General features: G+C 54.2%; 15 protein-coding genes. 7 read left to right on the top strand and 8 right to left on the bottom strand.

Annotation, left to right across the window (positions count from 1 at the left end; genetic code table 11):
• Positions 1 to 460: 460 nt before the first annotated feature.
• From ACR0EL_RS16050 to ACR0EL_RS16040, 3 genes are all read left to right on the top strand, one after another.
• A complete protein-coding gene (locus ACR0EL_RS16050) occupies positions 461 to 3661 on the top strand; it encodes an endonuclease/exonuclease/phosphatase family protein (protein WP_480501051.1) in 3201 nt (1066 codons plus the stop codon).
• Between the two features lie 580 nt (positions 3662 to 4241).
• Positions 4242 to 5069, top strand: coding sequence for a zinc metalloprotease (locus tag ACR0EL_RS16045; protein WP_480501049.1), 828 nt, complete (start codon positions 4242 to 4244; stop codon positions 5067 to 5069).
• A 195-nt stretch (positions 5070 to 5264) separates the two neighbouring features.
• Complete coding sequence (locus ACR0EL_RS16040) at positions 5265 to 6983, top strand: amidohydrolase family protein (protein WP_480501047.1); 1719 nt, start codon at positions 5265 to 5267, stop codon at positions 6981 to 6983.
• Positions 6984 to 7376: 393 nt separating this feature from the next.
• Here ACR0EL_RS16040 and ACR0EL_RS16035 read toward each other — a convergent pair whose 3' ends face one another.
• Entirely contained in the window at positions 7377 to 8303 is a 927-nt protein-coding gene (locus tag ACR0EL_RS16035; RefSeq protein ID WP_480501045.1) for a LysR family transcriptional regulator, read from the bottom strand.
• 156 nt (positions 8304 to 8459) lie between these two features.
• Here ACR0EL_RS16035 and ACR0EL_RS16030 point away from each other — a divergent pair, with 156 nt between their 5' ends.
• The 3 genes from ACR0EL_RS16030 (at position 8460) to ACR0EL_RS16020 (ending at position 10103) form a co-directional block, all read left to right on the top strand.
• Positions 8460 to 9068, top strand: coding sequence for a hypothetical protein (locus ACR0EL_RS16030; protein WP_480501043.1), 609 nt, complete (start codon positions 8460 to 8462; stop codon positions 9066 to 9068).
• Between the two features lie 28 nt (positions 9069 to 9096).
• The gene (locus ACR0EL_RS16025; protein ID WP_353010946.1) at positions 9097 to 9495 is read left to right on the top strand and encodes a hypothetical protein; all 399 of its coding nucleotides are present in this window, start codon (positions 9097 to 9099) and stop codon (positions 9493 to 9495) included.
• A gap of 95 nt (positions 9496 to 9590) precedes the next feature.
• Complete coding sequence (locus ACR0EL_RS16020) at positions 9591 to 10103, top strand: carboxymuconolactone decarboxylase family protein (RefSeq protein WP_480501041.1); 513 nt, start codon at positions 9591 to 9593, stop codon at positions 10101 to 10103.
• A 327-nt stretch (positions 10104 to 10430) separates the two neighbouring features.
• On the opposite strand, the gene ACR0EL_RS16015 is transcribed toward ACR0EL_RS16020, so the two are convergent.
• Together ACR0EL_RS16015 and ACR0EL_RS16010 are read right to left on the bottom strand one after the other, a co-directional pair.
• Positions 10431 to 11099: a Type 1 glutamine amidotransferase-like domain-containing protein gene (locus ACR0EL_RS16015; protein WP_480501039.1), complete on the bottom strand. Its 669-nt coding sequence runs from the start codon at positions 11097 to 11099 to the stop codon at positions 10431 to 10433.
• Positions 11100 to 11276: 177 nt separating this feature from the next.
• Positions 11277 to 12464, bottom strand: a complete 1188-nt coding sequence (locus ACR0EL_RS16010; protein ID WP_480501037.1) for a lysozyme inhibitor LprI family protein — start codon at positions 12462 to 12464, stop codon at positions 11277 to 11279.
• Between the two features lie 138 nt (positions 12465 to 12602).
• On the opposite strand from ACR0EL_RS16010, the gene ACR0EL_RS16005 reads away from it, so the two are divergent.
• A complete protein-coding gene (locus ACR0EL_RS16005) occupies positions 12603 to 13016 on the top strand; it encodes a CVNH domain-containing protein (protein WP_480501035.1) in 414 nt (137 codons plus the stop codon).
• A 125-nt stretch (positions 13017 to 13141) separates the two neighbouring features.
• Here ACR0EL_RS16005 and ACR0EL_RS16000 read toward each other — a convergent pair whose 3' ends face one another.
• The 5 genes from ACR0EL_RS16000 to ACR0EL_RS15980 form a co-directional block, all read right to left on the bottom strand.
• Entirely contained in the window at positions 13142 to 14365 is a 1224-nt protein-coding gene (locus tag ACR0EL_RS16000; protein ID WP_480501033.1) for an RNA polymerase sigma factor, read from the bottom strand.
• On the bottom strand, positions 14362 to 14712 hold the full coding sequence (locus ACR0EL_RS15995) for a YciI family protein (RefSeq protein ID WP_480501031.1): 351 nt from the start codon (positions 14710 to 14712) through the stop codon (positions 14362 to 14364). The genes ACR0EL_RS16000 and ACR0EL_RS15995 overlap by 4 nt, the downstream gene beginning before the upstream one ends.
• Positions 14713 to 14772: 60 nt before the next feature.
• Positions 14773 to 15207 carry an SRPBCC domain-containing protein gene (locus ACR0EL_RS15990; RefSeq protein ID WP_480501029.1) on the bottom strand — a complete coding sequence of 145 codons (435 nt, stop codon included), beginning with the start codon at positions 15205 to 15207 and terminating at the stop codon, positions 14773 to 14775.
• Between the two features lie 25 nt (positions 15208 to 15232).
• Positions 15233 to 15826 (bottom strand): hypothetical protein, encoded by a 594-nt coding sequence (locus ACR0EL_RS15985; RefSeq protein ID WP_480501027.1) that lies wholly within the window; start codon positions 15824 to 15826, stop codon positions 15233 to 15235.
• A gap of 209 nt (positions 15827 to 16035) precedes the next feature.
• On the bottom strand, positions 16036 to 17577 hold the full coding sequence (locus ACR0EL_RS15980; protein ID WP_480501025.1) for an ankyrin repeat domain-containing protein: 1542 nt from the start codon (positions 17575 to 17577) through the stop codon (positions 16036 to 16038).
• Positions 17578 to 17793 lie beyond the last annotated feature (216 nt).

Here is a 17793-nt window from a genome sequence, read left to right as displayed (position 1 = left end):
GTGAACTTACACTCGTCAATAATGTGCAGTTGCAGCGAATGTCAGGAATGACGGGCCGCAGTGCGACACCAGCGCGGTGAGTGAACGGCAGGTTTGGGCCGGTTTGGCACATTTGAGCGTCTGGTTTGGGCTACGGTTGTCATTTCTATCGCAATCAATGCGCGAAACTTGGTTAATAGCTGGGATTGAGGTTGCGGCCATGTTGATGGTCTATTCTTGGCGGATAAAAAATGAACTCCAACAAAATATCGACTGTACTGGAAACTGCTTAAACATTGCGATTTTCACCAGTGGCTTTTGTGAGCAGCGGCCTGACGAACATCTAGCGGCAAAGCTCCGCCGTATTGGTCGATAGCACACAACTTTCTAACTAAATCCTCTATCGCAAGCTACCTTGGGTTGTGTTGCGGCGAGTCTCGCGCAGGCCGCTGCCTTTTTTTATCTATAAAGAGGAACTGACATGACGACCGTTTTAGCTGCTGGCGATATTGCGTTTACCGGGTTCAATTCTGACAACCCTGATGAGTTCACTTTCGTTGCCTTGATTGACATTGAGGCCGGGACTGAGATCAGATTTACTGACAATGGCTGGTTTGCAGCGGGCGGTTTTCGCAGTACAGAGGGTGTTTTTGTCTGGACGGCACCTGCAAATATCGCGGCGGGAACCGTAGTTAATCCAGCTTTCTCGGGGCCATCCTTCTCGGCAAGCGGGGATCAGATACATGCCTATCAGGGGAACGCAACCGCACCGTCTTTTATTGCGTCGGTTCATTTCAACGGCACTGGTTATGACGCTGACGCAACTTCTTCAAACACTTCGGCTCTACCGACGGGTCTGACTGTGGGCACCAGCGCTGTGGCTATTCCAGAGACCGACAACGGAGTTTACAATGGCCCGCTTACAGGCACCAAGGCCGAGATACAGGCAGCCATCAACAACCCGGCAAACTGGGTGACCGATAATTCTCGGATCGACGATATCGAACCGGCGAGTTTCACGGTTACGGATGCCACGCCGTCGCCCTCAGTCATCATCAACGATTTGGATCTTGCCGCCGACGAAGGGGGCATGGCGGATACATACGAAGTCACATTATCTGTCGCACCTACGCAACCGGTGACAATTACCTTCGCTGTAGGCGCTGATCTGGATGTCGTACCAGCCGAGCTTGTGTTCGATGCGACCAATTTCGATCAGCCGCAGCAAGTCGCCGTGACCGCGGTGGATGACGATTTGCCAGAGGCGGCCGAGATCGCGGAAATACAGCACTCTGTCACATCCGATGATCCGGCATATGACGGCATCCTCGCCCCTGTTGTCGAAGTGTCGATCTCGGCCAGCGACATCGAAATCGTGGCGATCTACGAGATCCAAGGCGCGAGTCATGTGTCTGATTTTGTTCTGGACGAAGGGCAGACCGTTGCCGAGTTTTTTGAGACCCTCCCCGCCGGCACATCGAACGTTTTTGGCGACTTGGTTTCGACAAGCGGCATTGTCACGGCGGTGGATTCCAACGGGTTTTATTTGCAGGACCCGGATGGTGACGGTGATGATGCCACCTCCGACGCGATATTCGTGTTCACCGGTTTCAGCCCGACTATCTCGGTCGGAGACGCCGTTTCAGTGGGTGGAACAGTTGCCGAGTTTTTCCCGGGCGGCGCAGGCAGCGGAAACCTGTCGACCACACAACTGACGAATGTGTTCGATCTTGAAGTCCAGTCTTCGGGCAACGCCCTGCCAGATACGGTTCTGATCGGCAACGATCCGGGTGAACGGGCAGTACCGAACCAGAGCATCGACGATGATGCTTTTGCCTCGTTCGAGCCCACTCAGGACGGCATCGACTTCTTCGAAAGCCTCGAAGGGATGCGCGTGACGGCAACCGATCTGCAAGCCGTCAGCGGGACCAGCCGGTTTGGCGAGATCTTTGCCGTTACCGATCAGGGCAGCGGTGCCACGGGTCTTTCTGAGCGCGGCACGCTGAATATCTCGCCAGACGACTTCAACCCCGAAAAAATCCAGATCGACGAAGACAGCGGGATTTTCGACTTTGACTTCCCGACGGTAAGCGTTGGCGATCTTCTGGGCGACGTGACGGGCGTGGTCGGCTACAGTTTCGGAAACTTCGAAATCCTACCGACCGAGGATTTTACCCCGAACATTCAATCCGCCGGATTGGAACCGGAATCGACCGACCTTGCCGGATCGGCCAATGAACTGACGATTGCTACGTATAATGTACTGAACCTCGATCCCAATGATGACGACGGTGATCAGGATGTCGCCGATGGCCGGTTCGACGCCATCGCCGCGCAGATCACCAACAACCTGGGCAGCCCCGACATCATTGGCCTGCAAGAGGTGCAGGACAATTCCGGGTCGGTCAATGACGGAACCGTTTCGGCCGCCGAAACCCTGTCGGAACTGGCGGCTGCGATCGTTGCGGCGGGTGGTCCGGCTTATGAGGTGATCGACAACACGTTTATCGGTGACGGAACCTCGGGCGGTCAGCCCGGTGGTAATATCCGCACAGCTTTCCTCTATAATCCTGACCGCGTGACGTTGGTGGAAGATTCGGTGCAGACGATCAGTGGTCAAGGCCCTGGCGAAGCGTTTGAAGGCGCGCGCCTGCCGCTTGTCGCTGATTTTGTCTTCAACGGTGAGACCGTCACGGTGGTTAACAACCACTTCTCCTCCAAAGGCGGATCAGCGCCCATTCTGGGAACCGAACAAGATTTCACCACTCGGCAGGAAGATGTCACGGTGAATGGCAGCCTGGATGAGCGTCAGGCTCAGAGCCAGGCGGTGCAGGACTTTGTTAACGGTCTTGGTGCCGGGGCCAATGCGGTCGTTTTGGGTGACTTCAACGAGTTCGAATTTGTTTCGCCTGTGGCCGATCTTGAAAACAACACCAGCCTCGTCAACCTGACAAACGATATACCGGAAGACGAGCGCTATACCTTCGAGTTTCAGGGAAACAGCCAGTCGTTGGACCATATTCTGGTCTCCGAGGGTTTGTATTCCGGCGCATTGGGGGACATTGTCCATGTCAATTCGGAGTTTGCCGCAACCAGCGCGCGTGCGTCGGACCATGACCCGATGCTGACCAGCCTGTTTCTGCCCGACACACAGACACTGGCGGTCGAGTTCGAGGCAGGTCGGTGGTTCAGAACCACGGCATTTGAGAGCATCGATGGCGAAGTTGTGGATGTCGACCGGCTTGGTCCCGTGCGCAAAAGTCTTAAGTTTTCGGATGTTGGCATTAAGGTGGATGCGATTGACCCGACGAATTTCGAGCTTGTCGCCATCAAGCATGGCGCGATTGGTGTCTATTCCTTCGACGATCCGATTTTCGGACGCGAGGCCAGAACAGTTGACGGGGACGAAAGCCTGATGATCGCGTTGGAGGACGCGGATCTTGAGGCGGTAGAGTTCATCTTCAGCTTCGGCGAAAGTCATGGCAACGGCGAGGTGGAGGTTGCGTTCTACGATGACGGAGAGCTTTTGGGAACGCTGATCGCGGACGCCGCCGACGGTGATTTCCAAGGTTCGTTGGGCCGCACGAGTTTTGACGCGGTGGAGCTGACCGCAAGCGGTGACACTATGTTTACGGTCGATGAATTTGCCTTTGAGGTGATTGATCACAATCTGATCGCGTAGCGTGAAGTCGCACAAGTTTCTTGCGCACTATGAAAACAGCAAATTAGACGGGTCCGCATTGCTGTATCGCGATGCGGCCTAAACGGTGTATTGTTGGCTTCCACAGCGCAAGAGAATTCTGTCACTGCGATGGACTATTGGCGAACTCATATGTTCGGACTGTTAGCCTCCGAGTTTCGAAGGTCAGTATGGTACGCATTTCGTGAGTTCACCTGTCTTGCGATTTCTCTACCGCATCGAATGGCAGGTTTGACGTCGCGCGCCGCAGCATCACCGGTAGCGGGTGAATGTCTGCTCCGGGCCGTACATTAAAGGACATCAGTCGCTAGAAAGCATGTCACAATCGTGAACGCACTCCTCAAAAGCGCGGTGGAAACGACGTGCCCTTCAAATATTGCGAGGAACAACCGCGCTGTAGCATGCAACGCGACGTAACCTTCTAAACGCTCGGAAACTTGAAACCCTAGATCGATACTAAGGGGGTTCTCACGTCAATTGAAAAATTGAAGAGTTTTGGTAAGCTGTTCAAAGCCATTTGGGCGGAATTCTCAGCGTTTTTTCGCAATTTCAGGAGAGCATTATGAACGAAGACCAAATTGAAAAACACCTGGGCAAGTTTGAATACGACCCGCTTCGTAAAATCTACAAACGCGACCAAGGTGAGGCGCTGGAACAACACGTCCATGTGTATGGAAAGGGTGTTGTTTGCGATACAGATAAACGGGGTTTCCCGACACCGGATAACAAATCCCCACTTGAACTTGTCGTCAATGCGCCAGGTGGTGTTGTTCCGCTTTGGGCACAGGGCACAGTTCTCAGATGGCGCTTTCAAGAAGCTTCCATGGCCGTGTTTCGCGATCAGGATGCCGCAAAGACGTATCTTAGAACTCTATTTGGGCTTGGTGTTGACCTTTGGGGGCCTGGGGTGCCGGTCACGTTCAAGGAAGTGCAGGACAATTGGGATTTTGAACTTGTGGTCGCTCCGGCAGAGAATTGCAGTCCAAGCGGATGCACACTCGCTCGCGCTTTTTTCCCTGACGCCGGGCGGCATGAACTCATTCTCTTCCCCACACTCTTTGACCAATCGCATCAAGAACAAGTTGAAACCATGGCGCATGAGCTGGGGCACGTATTCGGCCTACGTCATTTCTTTGCAGATGTTTCTGAGACCGCCTGGCCGTCAGAGAAATTTGGCGAGCACAGCAAATTCAGCATCATGAACTACGGCCCAGACAGCATAATGACAGACAATGATCGCGCCGATCTTGTTGCATTATACGAAAGCTTCTGGAGCGGGTCCTTATCCAACATCAATGGAACACCTTTGGTGACTGTCCATCCCTTTAGCTCAACGCCGGCCGCTCAGCAGCCGTTTCAGATGACTGCAAAGCGAGTGGGTGCGGCATGAGACATTCATCGAGCTAGGTGCAATTTCCCGGATAAACTCAGTTTATCGGACACGTGCCTGAAATTTGTTTCCGAACCGGGCATCACAAGCCATGGTCGACCTATTTCGCCTCGGCAAAGCCGTTCTCAACCAGAAAAGTGCAGCCTGGCTCAGAGGGATATGAAATTCGTTCTAGAACTTTAAGGGAGCTATTCGATGCCAACCACACAATATCGCTTTATCGATATGCACACACACTTGTTTACTGCTCGGTATCTTCCTTTACAGGGCATATTTATGGGCTTCACGAAAGGAAAGTTTCCGCGACTTTGTCGTGGTCTTGCAAAAATTATCTATCGCATTACCGGCGAATCTCAGTTTTCCCCCGCATCGCCGGAACCTGGATTACAAAGACAATTGGCAGATGCGATCCTGAATCGCGATGCCGATGCGATGCTGAGCTTCGTGACAGGTCCAATGCGCCGCCTCTTGAACCGGCTCCCGACTGAGAGTTTCATACAGTTGGAACAACCAGATGATGTTCAAGACATGCTTGAAGCGCTTGACGACATCAGAGCGGATCTCGCAGGCGTAGCGCAAACACCATCGGCGACTGAATTACGCGATCTTGGCATTGAGCGTCCCCGGGAGCATTCAATTTTCGAAACACCTAGCAATGAACCCGATGAGCTCGACCGGCTTCTATATGAAGCTCTGATAACGGTAGGTGACGCGCTGAAGGAAGCTGATTTCCTCGAAGCTGTTGTACATCTTCATATCGACGGACCTTTTGCAGACAACACAGACCGCGGCTTGAACAAGGTGGCCCTAGACGGAAGTCAGCTGGGAAGTTTGCGCCAAATCCTCTTGTTCATAATGGTGATGGCCATGTCGGAGCGGACCCGATTTCGACTTCTGGAACGAGACTATGAGAAAGGTAAGGCACCCGATGGTCACGACGCCGAGCACTATGTTGGCGTTCTCATGGACATGACAGGCGCATATGATAGCCACTTTGAGCGCAAACTGTTGCCGCCACCAGTGCCGTTTCGGGCTCAAATTGATCGAATGAATGCGTTGTCGAAGGAACAGAGGGGGCGGCTGATTTCTTTTGCTGCGGTCGACCCTTTCCGCGAAGACTGGCGCGATCTGGTCGATCACGGAGTTGCCAATGGCGCGCGAGGTTTCAAGCTCTATTGCCCGCTCGGTGTACGCCCGACCGAAAGCAACGTCGTTACACCTGTCAATCCGGATTCCAAATACCGCGAATATCGTGATGCTGCGATGTCCCCAGTACCGGATCAGCGCGCGCAGGCCCGAATGGAAGCAATTTTGCACCATTTTGCTTCAAACGAGCTGCGCCTTTATTCACACTGCACACCCATCGGGTTCCAGGTAAAGACAGGCTTCGGGGTTTTCGGAGACCCTGAGCTCTGGGGCAAAGCCATGACGCAATACAATGCTGATGACCTCTGGCTCTTTCTCGCCCATGGCGGTGGGGCAACGGGCGTGGACTTGGGAGGCTGGGATGTCAAAGAAGATGACGGGGATGATCCGGATAGGACATTCTTTGCGAAAACATTTGCAGGCCGGGCCATCCGCCTGGCTGAGAAATCAGAGAACGTCTATCTTGGATCCGCTTTTTATGAGGGGATTGATAGCCACGCACACGGCCATGGCGATCTCAACCGCATCCAGAAACGCATGAAGCGGATCCTCACAAGTACGCGGCCGAATACTAAGAGCCACATCAGTGAGCGACTTTGTTTTGGCACCGATTGGTCCATGCCGATGGCGATTGGCAGAACCCGGGAGCTTCTACACAATTACTACGAGTTTTTTGAAGACCCAGACCTGGAGGCTATTGCCCCCTTCTTTTTTCGCGACAATGCCAGACGGTTCGTAGGGCTTGATACCGAATTGCCTCTGGCATGAGCCTGTCGTAGAGAACTTGGTGTTGTATCATTCAGCTGCTAAAGACTAGTTCGAAGAAATACGAAGCGACTTGGCAACTCGTTCATCACTAAAGTATGGACGCCTCACCTAGACTACGATCTGAAAAGTGACAAAACCCAATCCGATCAGCAGGAGCAGAAAGTAGCTTAGTTTACGCTAAAACCTGTCCAGACACCGGTGGAGTAGCTACCTTCGTCGGCATTTTTCTCATTAGCGAAGCTCGAGATTTCGCTACCAAAGCGAATGTCCGCAATGCGGGCTGCGACCGCAGCATCGGAGCTGAGTGGTGAATGTCTCTTAAGGGCCGGTATAGCTTTTCATGTTGTTGTTTCAGCGGTGCCAATACCTGTTTCGCGCGCAGGACGCCGCTTATCACAGTCCATCTTGGGTTTCGGTGGATCGCTTCTGCTGCTCGCGAAAACGCTCGAAAAAGAAGTCGGTAAATCTGCGCGTCGCAGAAGAACGGTAGGCTGTCGGCGGGAAAACGGCGGAAATTGTTCCAGACGGCAATGCAAACTCAGGGAGCAATCCGACAAGTTCCCCAGTTCTGAGTGCGTCGACAACTATGAAATCTGGCATATTTGCGACGCCACCTCCGGCCTTGACCACCGACAGGACAGCCTGAGTCGTATCTCCAGTAACAGATGGTTGAAACGTCAGATCTCGGCTCCGGCCACGCTTGTCCGTAAAGGTCAGTTTGGACGGCGTCTTCAACGCCCTGTTCTCTATGAAAGGAAGGCGCGCAAGATCGTCGAGCGTTTGCGGCGTCCCGAATGTCTCAACAATGGATGGCGCGGCAACCACAACCTGAGAGAACCCCGTCAGTTTCCGCGCAGTATTGGACGAGTCCTCCAACCAGCCGACGCGAAACGCGATGTCAAACCGCGATTCCACCGGGTCGAACCGTGTATCGCTCAACGTCAGATCAATCCTGAGAGCGGGATAGATTAAGCTGAACGCTGCGACCGCAGACGCGACATAGCCAACGCCAAATTCATGCGGGGCCGTCACACGAAGTTCTCCGGACGGCTCATCGCGACCTTTCCGCACCAGATGAAAGGCGTCATTGGCTTGCGCAACTGCGGCACGCGCGGCCTCATAGAAACCCTCGCCCGTCTCGGTCAAATTGAAATGCCGGGAGTTCCTAAGAACAAGCGTCGCGCCCAGGTCATCCTCCAAGAGTTGGAGTTGTTTGCTGACAACCGCCTTGGACACCCGCAACCGCGCGGCAGCGGCTGTGATCGTGCCTTCCTCTGCAATCGCCACAAAGTAGGTAAGCCTGTTCAGGTTCTCTGACATATCCGCTGTCTCTCGCTCGATAGCACGTTAACGCGGATCAGATCCAATGTCAGTCTTTAGTTGACCTAGCTTACATATAGTTTGCCTTTAGGTGACATCGCCACGCGCCTAACTTCATTCCAACAGTTCAGACCGACTTAGGAAAAGGCCAACGCGATGTCCCGCCGATTTACCTACATTTACGACACCTATTGCGGTTGGTGTCGCGGCGCACACCCCGTGATCGCCGCCCTGATCGACAGCGGTGCCGAGGTGGCAATGCTCCACATCCACCTCTTTCAAGGCGCAAACACCCGCCGTATGGCCGATGGCTTTGGAAAGGTGGCGCTCGCACATGATACGCGGGTTGCCGGGCTCTCTGGACAGGCATTTGATCAGCGCTACGTCGATCACGTGCTCGGGTCGCCAACGGAAGTTCTGGATTCGACCTTCACTGCTTGGGCCGCCGCCCTCGTGCACGACCAAGGTGCTCGCACAGAAATAGCCCTTGCGCACGACCTGCAAAACCAACGCTACATCGATGGCATATCTGCGCAAAACCGCGCGGCCGTAGAAGCTGCTGCCTGGCGGCTAGGCGTTATCGCAAAACTCGAAGACGGTGCGGCAGCCGCTACGCAAATCGCGGAGAAGGCCAGGCAAGCACTCGCAAGCCTGAACCTTGGCGGCGTCCCCCAACTGATCCTCGAAGAGAACGGGCTACGCCACGTCCTTTCAATCGCTGACTTCTACAAATCCCCCTCAACTGTGACCGCCTTGGCCAGTTGAACCACGCACCCGTTCCGGAGAAAGTCCCATGAAGAAAATTTCAGACCTCTACGCCTCGTTTCGACGCCTGACTGTGCCAACCCAAATCTGGATGATGCTTGTTCTCGCGCCAGCCAATTTCCTGACGCTTGCACTCATAGACGGTCCGCTTGGACTGATTGTGCCGCTGCTTTCCATGCTCGGCTTCATCCCCAATCTCGGCATCGCCTGGGTGCAGAACGGGTTTTCCGCAGCGATGGCCTTGCCGCATCTTCTCTTCTGGGCCCCGCAGGTAGCGATCCTCGGCAACTATCTCCTCCAGACCCCTGCCAATGCGAGCTTCACTTACACAGCCTACGTCATCGTCTTTGTCGTCAACACGATCTCCCTTCTGTTCGACATTCGCGAGACCACGAAATGGTTTGGCGGCCAGAAAAGCATCGCCTGACCTACTCCCTCCACAACCCCTCACCAAATGGAGAAACCCCAATGACCCGACTGACACGACACACCGTTGAGACAGCACCAGAAGCATCCAAAGACATGCTCGCTCAGACCGAAAATACCTTTGGATTTGCGCCCGGCCTATATCAAGTCATGGCCGGTGCGCCCCAACTGTTCCAAACATACGGTGCCATCCATCAGGCTTTTCAAAAAACCAGCTTCAACGCAAAAGAGCAGACCGTCGTCTGGCAGACGATCAATGTGGAGCACGAATGCACCTACTGTGTCCCCGCCCACACCGCGCTCGCAGGTATGATGAATGTCGATCCTGCCCTGAACGAAGCCCTGCGCAACGAGGCACCGTTGAATGACGCCAAATTGGAAGCGCTGCGCACCTTCACGCTGGTCGTTGTGCGCAATCGCGGCCAGGTTACCCAAGATGATTTGGACGCATTCTATGCAGTCGGATATGGCGAACAGCAGGTGCTCGAGGTCATCCTTGGTGTCGCGCAAAAGGTTCTGAGCAACTACACCAATCACATCGCGCAAACACCAGTCGATCCTGCCTTCACACAGTTTACGTGGACGCGCAGCAACTCAGAAGCTGCGTAAGCAATCATTGCGGTGGACAGGCTGTGAGCCTACGTCCGCCGCAACATCGATTGAACTTTGCCGAATAGCGCCCGACGAGCGTGATCCCATTCCATGCGTTCTAACGCCATGCAAGGAACCCATCCATCACGGCGGCGGCTACTTTGTCCCACAAGCCGTGGATCCAAACGTAGCCTAGTTTTGCACTCGCAGCGAATGGCAGCAATGCGGGTTGCGAATGCAGCACGCAGACGGGGTGCTCAACGGCAGCAAAGGGCCGTTCCCATCTGAACCGGCCGGACTTTTCGGTCGAATTCTGCGCTGGCTCCCACGTCTTGAATAAAGCCCTCAGCGGACCACTATCATCGGATCAACTTGCTCTCCATTGCTTATCCAAATGACATCACCAATGCTCTCAATGGCATCGCCATTTACGACCACACCATCCCCGTCCCTACATGCCGCTATGCTTCTTGATATTTGGGAGGAGTAAGCGAAAAGCTTTGGCAGATGGTCGGAATTCTCGTTCAAGTGGGGAAAGAACTCGAAGGGAACGATGCCCAGTGCTTTGCTGTCTTTTATTGCCCTTGGGTCATCGTCGCTAAATATCGCATCGAGGGCAATTGTTGGCGTCATTAGAATGGCTCCGGCGCTTGTCCCAATCAGAAGGCCGCCCTTCTGTGCCCATCCGGCCAAGCGGTCCAAGAGCTTGTTAATTTTTAGAAGGTGGAGGAACACTCGGGTGTTACCGCCTGCCAAATGGATCGCGTCACAATCGAACAGGGTGGCCAGTTGACCCTCTTCGACAGACGCGGATGTATCGAAGAAGACTCTAAGGTCGATATCAAGTCTGGTGTAGTAGGCGTGTCTTTCGTGATAGAAACGACGGTCTGGCTCCGGACCTGAGTACACATATCCAACACGTCTTCCTCGCTCCGCCAAGAGATTGAGCAGTCGTTCATCTATCTTTGCATTCTCCGGAACGATTTGATTGCTGTACATCACCAGAGCAACCATGAGGAGACCTTCTCCTAGTGCGTTTCTGATCTACCCATTTTCCAGATTGTCTTTGTTGGTAGAGCTTTGCAACGGGAGCTTTGTCCGCTCCGATGGCCTCGAATACTATTGAAATCGAGCAGCCGCAGTTAACGAATGCTATTCGGTTGCGACGGCAGCGCGAAAGCGGACATCCACTCACTGCGCACTGAACGTGAGCCAACCGGTATCTGTCGCTGTCGCAGACGCGGTTCCAGATTGGTCGCGGCCAATGAACAGGCGGTTTCCATCTACCTTAATCACTCCATTCCAATCGGAGCCGACGACGAGTTCGCCACGTTTGACCAAAAGACTGCGCGACGCACCGGGTTTGATTTCATCGGCGGACCAATCGGCCTCGATCCCATGATCCTCAGCACGCGACAGCAACATGATTGTGGGGAACACGCCGGACCCATCTGTCGATGATTGGCGTGTCACCAAAACTTGGACGCCGTTCGTCATGGTTCCGATGAACCGATAGGCAAAGGTGTCATCTCCGTTTGTCGAAGATACCCAGGGCGACCCTTGCTTTGCATCCGGCTGGATTTTGACAACTCCGGCAAACCGGTTGCTATTTTGTGATGCGGTTAGGTTGATTGCAACGACCTGATCGCCTGTGTCGCTTAACCATGTGGACAATTCCTGAACGATCTGAGGGTGTATGAACGGTTTGCGGTTGAAGCTCGGTTCCTGTTCCGCCTGGCTTGTCCGAACAAAGAACCCGCTGATACTGGGTGCAGAGGCGCCGCACAGCCCTTGGTTTTTGACGAGTTCATCAAACGCAGCAGGGGCCCAAACACCAGTTCCAGCAGATTGCAGTCTCGTGCTCTGACCATTGTGGGTGATTTCTAAGCTCGACCCGGCGTCGTCTTCAGTCGCAGACAGACTGCCTTCACACGTCCAGTTCTGCCCGGCGCCTGAAATGCTTACCTTATAATCTCGTTGGTCTATCTTGGTTGTAGACACTTCAAACCCAGACCAATTCTCAAAGCTCCCAGACCAACCAGCGAACACGCTATAGTCTTGATCCAGTTTTTCGAGTCGTTCCAGGTAGCTATCGACCACGCAGTCGGTATTTGGGTCACAGGCGTCGCGCTTCTTGAGCCATTGGCGCTGGTCGTCACGAAGGTGCGCACTTTGGGCGTCGGTTAGCGACGACGCCAGCGAATCATAAACCGATGCAAGTTCGCTATCCAACCTTCCGGCGTTTGGATCGCTACATATCAGCTTTTCGATATCAGTTGATGCTTTCGTACAATCAAAGCTTTGGGCGGTTCCACTTACCGGTTGGATCGTCATGACGATCAAACTGACAAAAGGAACGACAAGACCAGATCTGAACATCAACGTCCTCCGTATTGTGGTTTCACCTTTTGGAACCCAATAATGATGCTATAACGTAACGCATTCGACACGTGCATAGTCAATCATTCGGTGAGCTGTTTGACGGGAAATCTCGCTTTAGGCTTCGGGAGTGAATTCATGAAAAAGACGTTTGCAGTTTTGGCTTTGGTCATATCAATACCCTTGGGAGGAATAGCGCTTGCATCTGAGCATAGGGCCTCGACCTTTCAGGAAAGCTGTAACAATCTAGGCTACAGCGCACCTGATCTATCAGCGGAGTGTAAGACAAAGATCGGTGAAACTGTTTTCAGCTCAATTGCTCTGCGCGGTATCGAAAACATCGATGGAGCTTTACGGCATAGTTCAGGACGAAAAATCGGCACTTTCTACAAGACTTGCAGGGATATTTCTGTCTCAAAAGGTGGAAAGGCCGGTGCGAGACTGAAAGCAGAGTGTCAACGGATCGATGGTTCCTGGGTTAGATCATCAACCGGTATCCGAGGCATAGATAACATCGATGGCAACTTGGAATACAGGTTTCAAGAGAATTAAGCTCTGTAACCAGCATTTCGCCAGCGATTGGTTATGGGCTGTCGGATAAGTCGTGGAAGTACTTCGCCGTTGCGCGGCCAATCCCGCTCGAAGCCGCTGTGATGATGACCTTCGTGGGTCTATCCTCATGCCGAAAGAAGTTTGGATTTCTGAGTTTGGAGATAGAGACGTTCGGCGGGATCGTTTGAGAGCCCAATGGCGTTTGCAAAGGCCTCCAACGCGACCTCGATCTGACCATTGCGTGCCGCTAAATGGGCGCGTGTTGCATGCCAAGGTTGGTAGGTCTGACGTGCCTTTGCGCTGATGGCATTGAGTAGGTTCAAGCCATGCTCCGGACCCAACATCTCAGCCTCGACCGCGGCTTGACTGGTGAGCGCGCCTAACGTGGGGCTGACCTGGGTCAGCCCTCGATAAAGCACTAGCAGCTCGGACCAGTCAGTTTCTCCGGAATGGCGACGCGCCGCGTGGATAGCCTGGATCGAAGCCTCGAGTTGAAACCGGCCCAGTGATAGATTTTTTTGCGCGTTGCGTAGGGCTTGCTCAGCATCTGCGATCATCACCGCATCCCAAAGCCGCGTGTCCTGCTGTTGCAGTGGGATGAGTGCACCAGACTTGAGGGAATTTCGGGCGGCACGACGGCTTTCGCTGAACAGGATCAATCCAAAGAGACCATGTGCCTCTGCTGCATCTGGAAGTGCGTCGCAGATCAATCCGATGAGCCAGAGCGCTTCTCCAGCGAGATTGCCTGCCTTTGAATCTCCGGTACCCTGTCCGGTCAAACCAATGGCGTAAGCGGCGTAGATCGCGGCAAGCATGTCGTCGAGCCGTGCTTCGAACTCATCTTCACCTGTTGGCAGATCAAAGGCGACACCTGCCTGTTCAATCTTTGCCTTGGCACGCGTCAATCTTTGGCCAAGTGTGCCAGGTGAGATCAGGTAGACTGAGGCAATGCGCTTCGCGTCCAGACCAAGCACTGTCTGCAACATCAGCGGTGCGCGCAAGCGTTGATCGATAGATGGATGCGCACAGGCAAACATGAGCTTTAATCGCGGATCCGTTGTCTCAGTATCTGGGGCCTCGCTCAGCATCTGGAGCTCCGTCTTGTAGGTCTCAACCCGGTTGATGCTTCGCACCTGATCCACGGCTTTGTTGCGCGCAGCTCGCAAAAGCCAACCTTCCGGATTTTCGGGAAGACCGCGCTGCGGCCAGACCTCCAAGGCGCGAATGAGAGCATCTGCAAAAGCATCTTCTGCAGAGGCAATATCTCCTGTGCGAAAGGCAAGCGATGCAACCAACCGCCCATAGGACAGCCGTGCAATCTGCTCGACCTTCCGCGTTGCCTCGTTCATTTGAAGGAAACAACTGGTCGCACTTCAACCGCACCCAATGCCGCTGCAGGGTTGCGTGAGGCCCACAAAAGCGCCGTATCCATATCGGGGACGTCGATCACATAAAACCCTCCGAACTGTTCTTTTGTATCCGCATAGGGGCCGTCCTGAATGTCTTGGGTGGCGTCCGAGATCCGCAAAGTCGTTGCGGTATGGGAGGGATGAAGGGCTTCACCACCAACGAATACGCCGGCATCGACGAGCGCTCTGGTGTATGCCCCCCATAGCTCCCCTTCCTTTGCGGCGGCGATGTCGTCAGCAGTCGCGTCACGAGAGGGTTTTGTGTAATTCAACAGCATGTACTGCATCTGAGTGTCCTTTTTCTTGAAGGATCGCTCCTTCCGCTAGAGCGATCCAGATTTTCGCGTTCAGCTGCGCCCGCCTGGCGGGATATGAAGGCCCGTGCCTGTCTCGAGATGGGATTTCATCGAGGACAGAAACCGATCCCAATTGTCACCAATGCCAAACTCGGCACAGTTGGTCTGTGTCAGTGTGACCTTGCAGGCTTCATTTTCGGCTGACACTTCGAACACCACACGAGAACTACCATCAGCATCGGGAACCCACGCAGGCTCAAAGCCAAGTTCGAGACGCTGGTTGTTTTCCATTGCCTTTAACGGCTCACGGATAAACGTATCTCCGGTTTCCGGGCTTTGAATTTCGTGGCCGCCTTCTGGCAAAGCGGCGACTAGCATGCCCGCCGGATGAAAAGCCTGGATCGCTTTCGGGTTGGTCAACGCGTCCCAGACCGCGTCTTTGCTCGCCCGAACGAAGACGACGGACTTTACATCGATTTTACTCATATCGATCTCCTCGCTTGTGTTGAGCTTACTGGAAACGCGCCTCAACGGGCAGCAATGCCGTAGGGCGTTTGTCCGCGGTGCACATGTCGTTGTCTGGAGGGCGTACACCGAATTGCAGCCCGGTATCGGTCATGGCGAGAATGTCATGATCTTCGCCGCAGACGGATACCGGCCGCCAAGCTGCACATCCGGTCTTAGAGATGTCCGTTTCAAGATTGTAGGTCAGGCCGCAGTTCGCCATGCCCATCCCGGCTACAGTCTCCGGGTTGTCGGTCAGTAGCGTGACATGCTTCCATTCTTCAAAGAATGTTCCATTGAAGGCTCCCTCGACTGAGGCATTCGGCTCACCAATCTCGTAGGCTCCACCGGTCCGGAACACGAATGTGCGCATCGTCATGTCAGTGTCGAGCGCATGAGTGAACACCAGCTGCCACTGTCCATTCGCGAACACGAACTCGCGTGTCCCAAAACCTCCGTACCAAGGCTCGGGCGCTTCGCTTCGATAGGTGCCCTTGGCGGTTTGCACCGCGTCCGCGGCCCAGAACTCGTCCGCCTGCGCAGCGCCACTCACGCCTGCCAAGGCAAGGGCAGAGGCACATAGTATTGAATGAATGCTCATCATCTCTCTCCTGTTTGGCTACGAAGCCTGAAGAGGGCTTCAATAACTAGACGATTGGAGAGGGGACGATTTCTACATCGTGAGGAAATTTCTCGGTTACTCGAATTCTCGCGGGATCGGGCATCGCCCGCCGTCATGTCTTGAAAAGCTTCCCAGGAAGCGCTGCGATGGCCCTGTTTAGGTCCCTTTGAGGAGACCTAAGTTCAGCACTAGCCAACCCCACCGTCCACAACCTGGTCCGGGTTTTGTTCAGCCCAGTCGGATAAAAACTCCGAGACTTCCTCGGTCCCGGAAAGCTCGATAGTACGCCTTGGCAGCGGCACACCTTCAGATAGCGCGAGGCGAAGGCAACCGACGTAATCTCGCTCATTGCGCTGTGGGCAATTCTCTGACCCATGCAGGATCGTTGAGAGTAAAGTGCCTCCGTAGCTGTTCATGTGTGTAAGGTTCGGTTTAAGAGACAAAAAGAACGCCATGACATCAGGGAGGCCTTCCCATCCGGCCACCTGAACCGGGGTCAGCGCTTCCATGTCCGGGCGATCATGTTCCACACCGATTGAGACGAGGTTGCGGATGTGCTCGAGCTTTCCAGGCAAATGCAGGATCATCCGAATGATGTTCCGATAGGCATCAGGTATTGTATCGGGATCAATGCTTGGCCCTGACGGGGTGCCATCTGCAGCATCTGCGAGTCTTTTCTCTATGTCGCTAAGAGTTGTATCGGCACCGCGTTTCCGAAGCGTTTGCGCCAGTGCTTGATTTCCGAAAACACGGGCGTATGCATAGGGTGTCGTTTCTTTGAAGCGACGGTTGGGATCGGCCCCGTTGTCGAGCAACAGCTTTACCATGTCCATTCGTGCCATCCGTCGCGCGGCTTGGTGTAGGGCAGGCACAACCCAGGGCGCTTCGCCTCCTACATGTGTGCCATCGCACTCATCAACCTGCGCGCCATGATCCAGAAGCATTTGAACGGCTGCCGTGTCGTGGAAATCCATTGCGCGTAGCAGCGCATTCGTCCCTTTGGGATCAGCCCCGTGGGCCAATAACATCTCCAATCCTTCATGATGGCCCAACTCGGTTGCGTGATAGAGGCTTTCGCCGTCATTCGGGTTCGCCCCATTCTCCAGCATCCATCGCCCGAGTGGCATGTTGTTCGCGTGCCCAATGGCGAAATAGAGTGGGGACAGTTTGTAGTCATCTCCGTCATAGATCGGCGCGCCAAGATTGATGTCTGCTTCATTCGCAAGCAAAGCGCGCGCAATCTCTATCATGTCCTCAGCCAGTTCAGGCTTGTGATGAATCCATTTTGACCGGGCGAGCATGGTCAAGGGCGGGGCTTTTTGGCCGATGAACTGGGTCGCCAGTTCCGGTGCGTTTCTCAGTACCTCAAACACCTCGGGTTTTAGATACAGTCCGAGGCACAGCCCGAAATCGCCATCAGGTAGACTTGGTGTGTCGTCTAGGAGTTGGTCAGCAACGCCGAACTGACCATAATAGAGCGCCACCTTGAGACGTTGACGTTTTGCTGCGGCATCCATTCCAAGCATGTCAGCTGCGAGCTTCAGTGCAGGCCAGGAGGGAAAGCTGCTCTCTCGCGCGATGACATGCAGGTAGTCGGCGTATTTTAGTGCCGTTCCATCCGGCCGGGGCGGATAGTTGGCGATGCGCTGTTCAGCGCGAAGCTCTCCTGCTTGGTGCGCTTTGCGCAGAGCTTTCGCGTCACGGCGGAGTTGTTCCAGGGATTTTGTCATCGGATCTCTCACTTCTGGCTCGCAGGTCCGCTGGTTCGAGCATGAGACAACCGAAAAGTGGATGTCGAAAATCAAGTGGGTTGCCGATGACGGCTTTCCGCGGACCTGGATACTTACCCTGAAGCAGTTAGAGCCTAGCTGTGTCGCGGATTCATATCAAGCATTTGCGGTTTCCGTTTTTTTCAAGTGCTGAGACATGCGCCGTAGTCAATGCTC

Source organism: Ruegeria sp. AH12, assembly GCF_056541465.1.
The sequence above is the reverse complement of the archived record's forward strand: the minus strand, read 5'-3'. Positions and strand labels throughout refer to the sequence as shown.

Excerpts from the sequence above, each read along its gene's own strand:
- ACR0EL_RS16050 (WP_480501051.1), top strand. The coding sequence starts at position 461 with ATGACGACCGTTTTAGCTGCTGGCGATATTGCGTTTACCGGGTTCAAT.
- ACR0EL_RS16045 (WP_480501049.1), top strand. The coding sequence starts at position 4,242 with ATGAACGAAGACCAAATTGAAAAACACCTGGGCAAGTTTGAATACGAC.
- ACR0EL_RS16040 (WP_480501047.1), top strand. The coding sequence starts at position 5,265 with ATGCCAACCACACAATATCGCTTTATCGATATGCACACACACTTGTTT.
- ACR0EL_RS16035 (WP_480501045.1), bottom strand. The coding sequence starts at position 8,303 with ATGTCAGAGAACCTGAACAGGCTTACCTACTTTGTGGCGATTGCAGAG.
- ACR0EL_RS16030 (WP_480501043.1), top strand. The coding sequence starts at position 8,460 with ATGTCCCGCCGATTTACCTACATTTACGACACCTATTGCGGTTGGTGT.
- ACR0EL_RS16025 (WP_353010946.1), top strand. The coding sequence starts at position 9,097 with ATGAAGAAAATTTCAGACCTCTACGCCTCGTTTCGACGCCTGACTGTG.
- ACR0EL_RS16020 (WP_480501041.1), top strand. The coding sequence starts at position 9,591 with ATGCTCGCTCAGACCGAAAATACCTTTGGATTTGCGCCCGGCCTATAT.
- ACR0EL_RS16015 (WP_480501039.1), bottom strand. The coding sequence starts at position 11,099 with ATGGTTGCTCTGGTGATGTACAGCAATCAAATCGTTCCGGAGAATGCA.
- ACR0EL_RS16010 (WP_480501037.1), bottom strand. The coding sequence starts at position 12,464 with ATGTTCAGATCTGGTCTTGTCGTTCCTTTTGTCAGTTTGATCGTCATG.
- ACR0EL_RS16005 (WP_480501035.1), top strand. The coding sequence starts at position 12,603 with ATGAAAAAGACGTTTGCAGTTTTGGCTTTGGTCATATCAATACCCTTG.
- ACR0EL_RS16000 (WP_480501033.1), bottom strand. The coding sequence starts at position 14,365 with ATGAACGAGGCAACGCGGAAGGTCGAGCAGATTGCACGGCTGTCCTAT.
- ACR0EL_RS15995 (WP_480501031.1), bottom strand. The coding sequence starts at position 14,712 with ATGCAGTACATGCTGTTGAATTACACAAAACCCTCTCGTGACGCGACT.
- ACR0EL_RS15990 (WP_480501029.1), bottom strand. The coding sequence starts at position 15,207 with ATGAGTAAAATCGATGTAAAGTCCGTCGTCTTCGTTCGGGCGAGCAAA.
- ACR0EL_RS15985 (WP_480501027.1), bottom strand. The coding sequence starts at position 15,826 with ATGAGCATTCATTCAATACTATGTGCCTCTGCCCTTGCCTTGGCAGGC.
- ACR0EL_RS15980 (WP_480501025.1), bottom strand. The coding sequence starts at position 17,577 with ATGACAAAATCCCTGGAACAACTCCGCCGTGACGCGAAAGCTCTGCGC.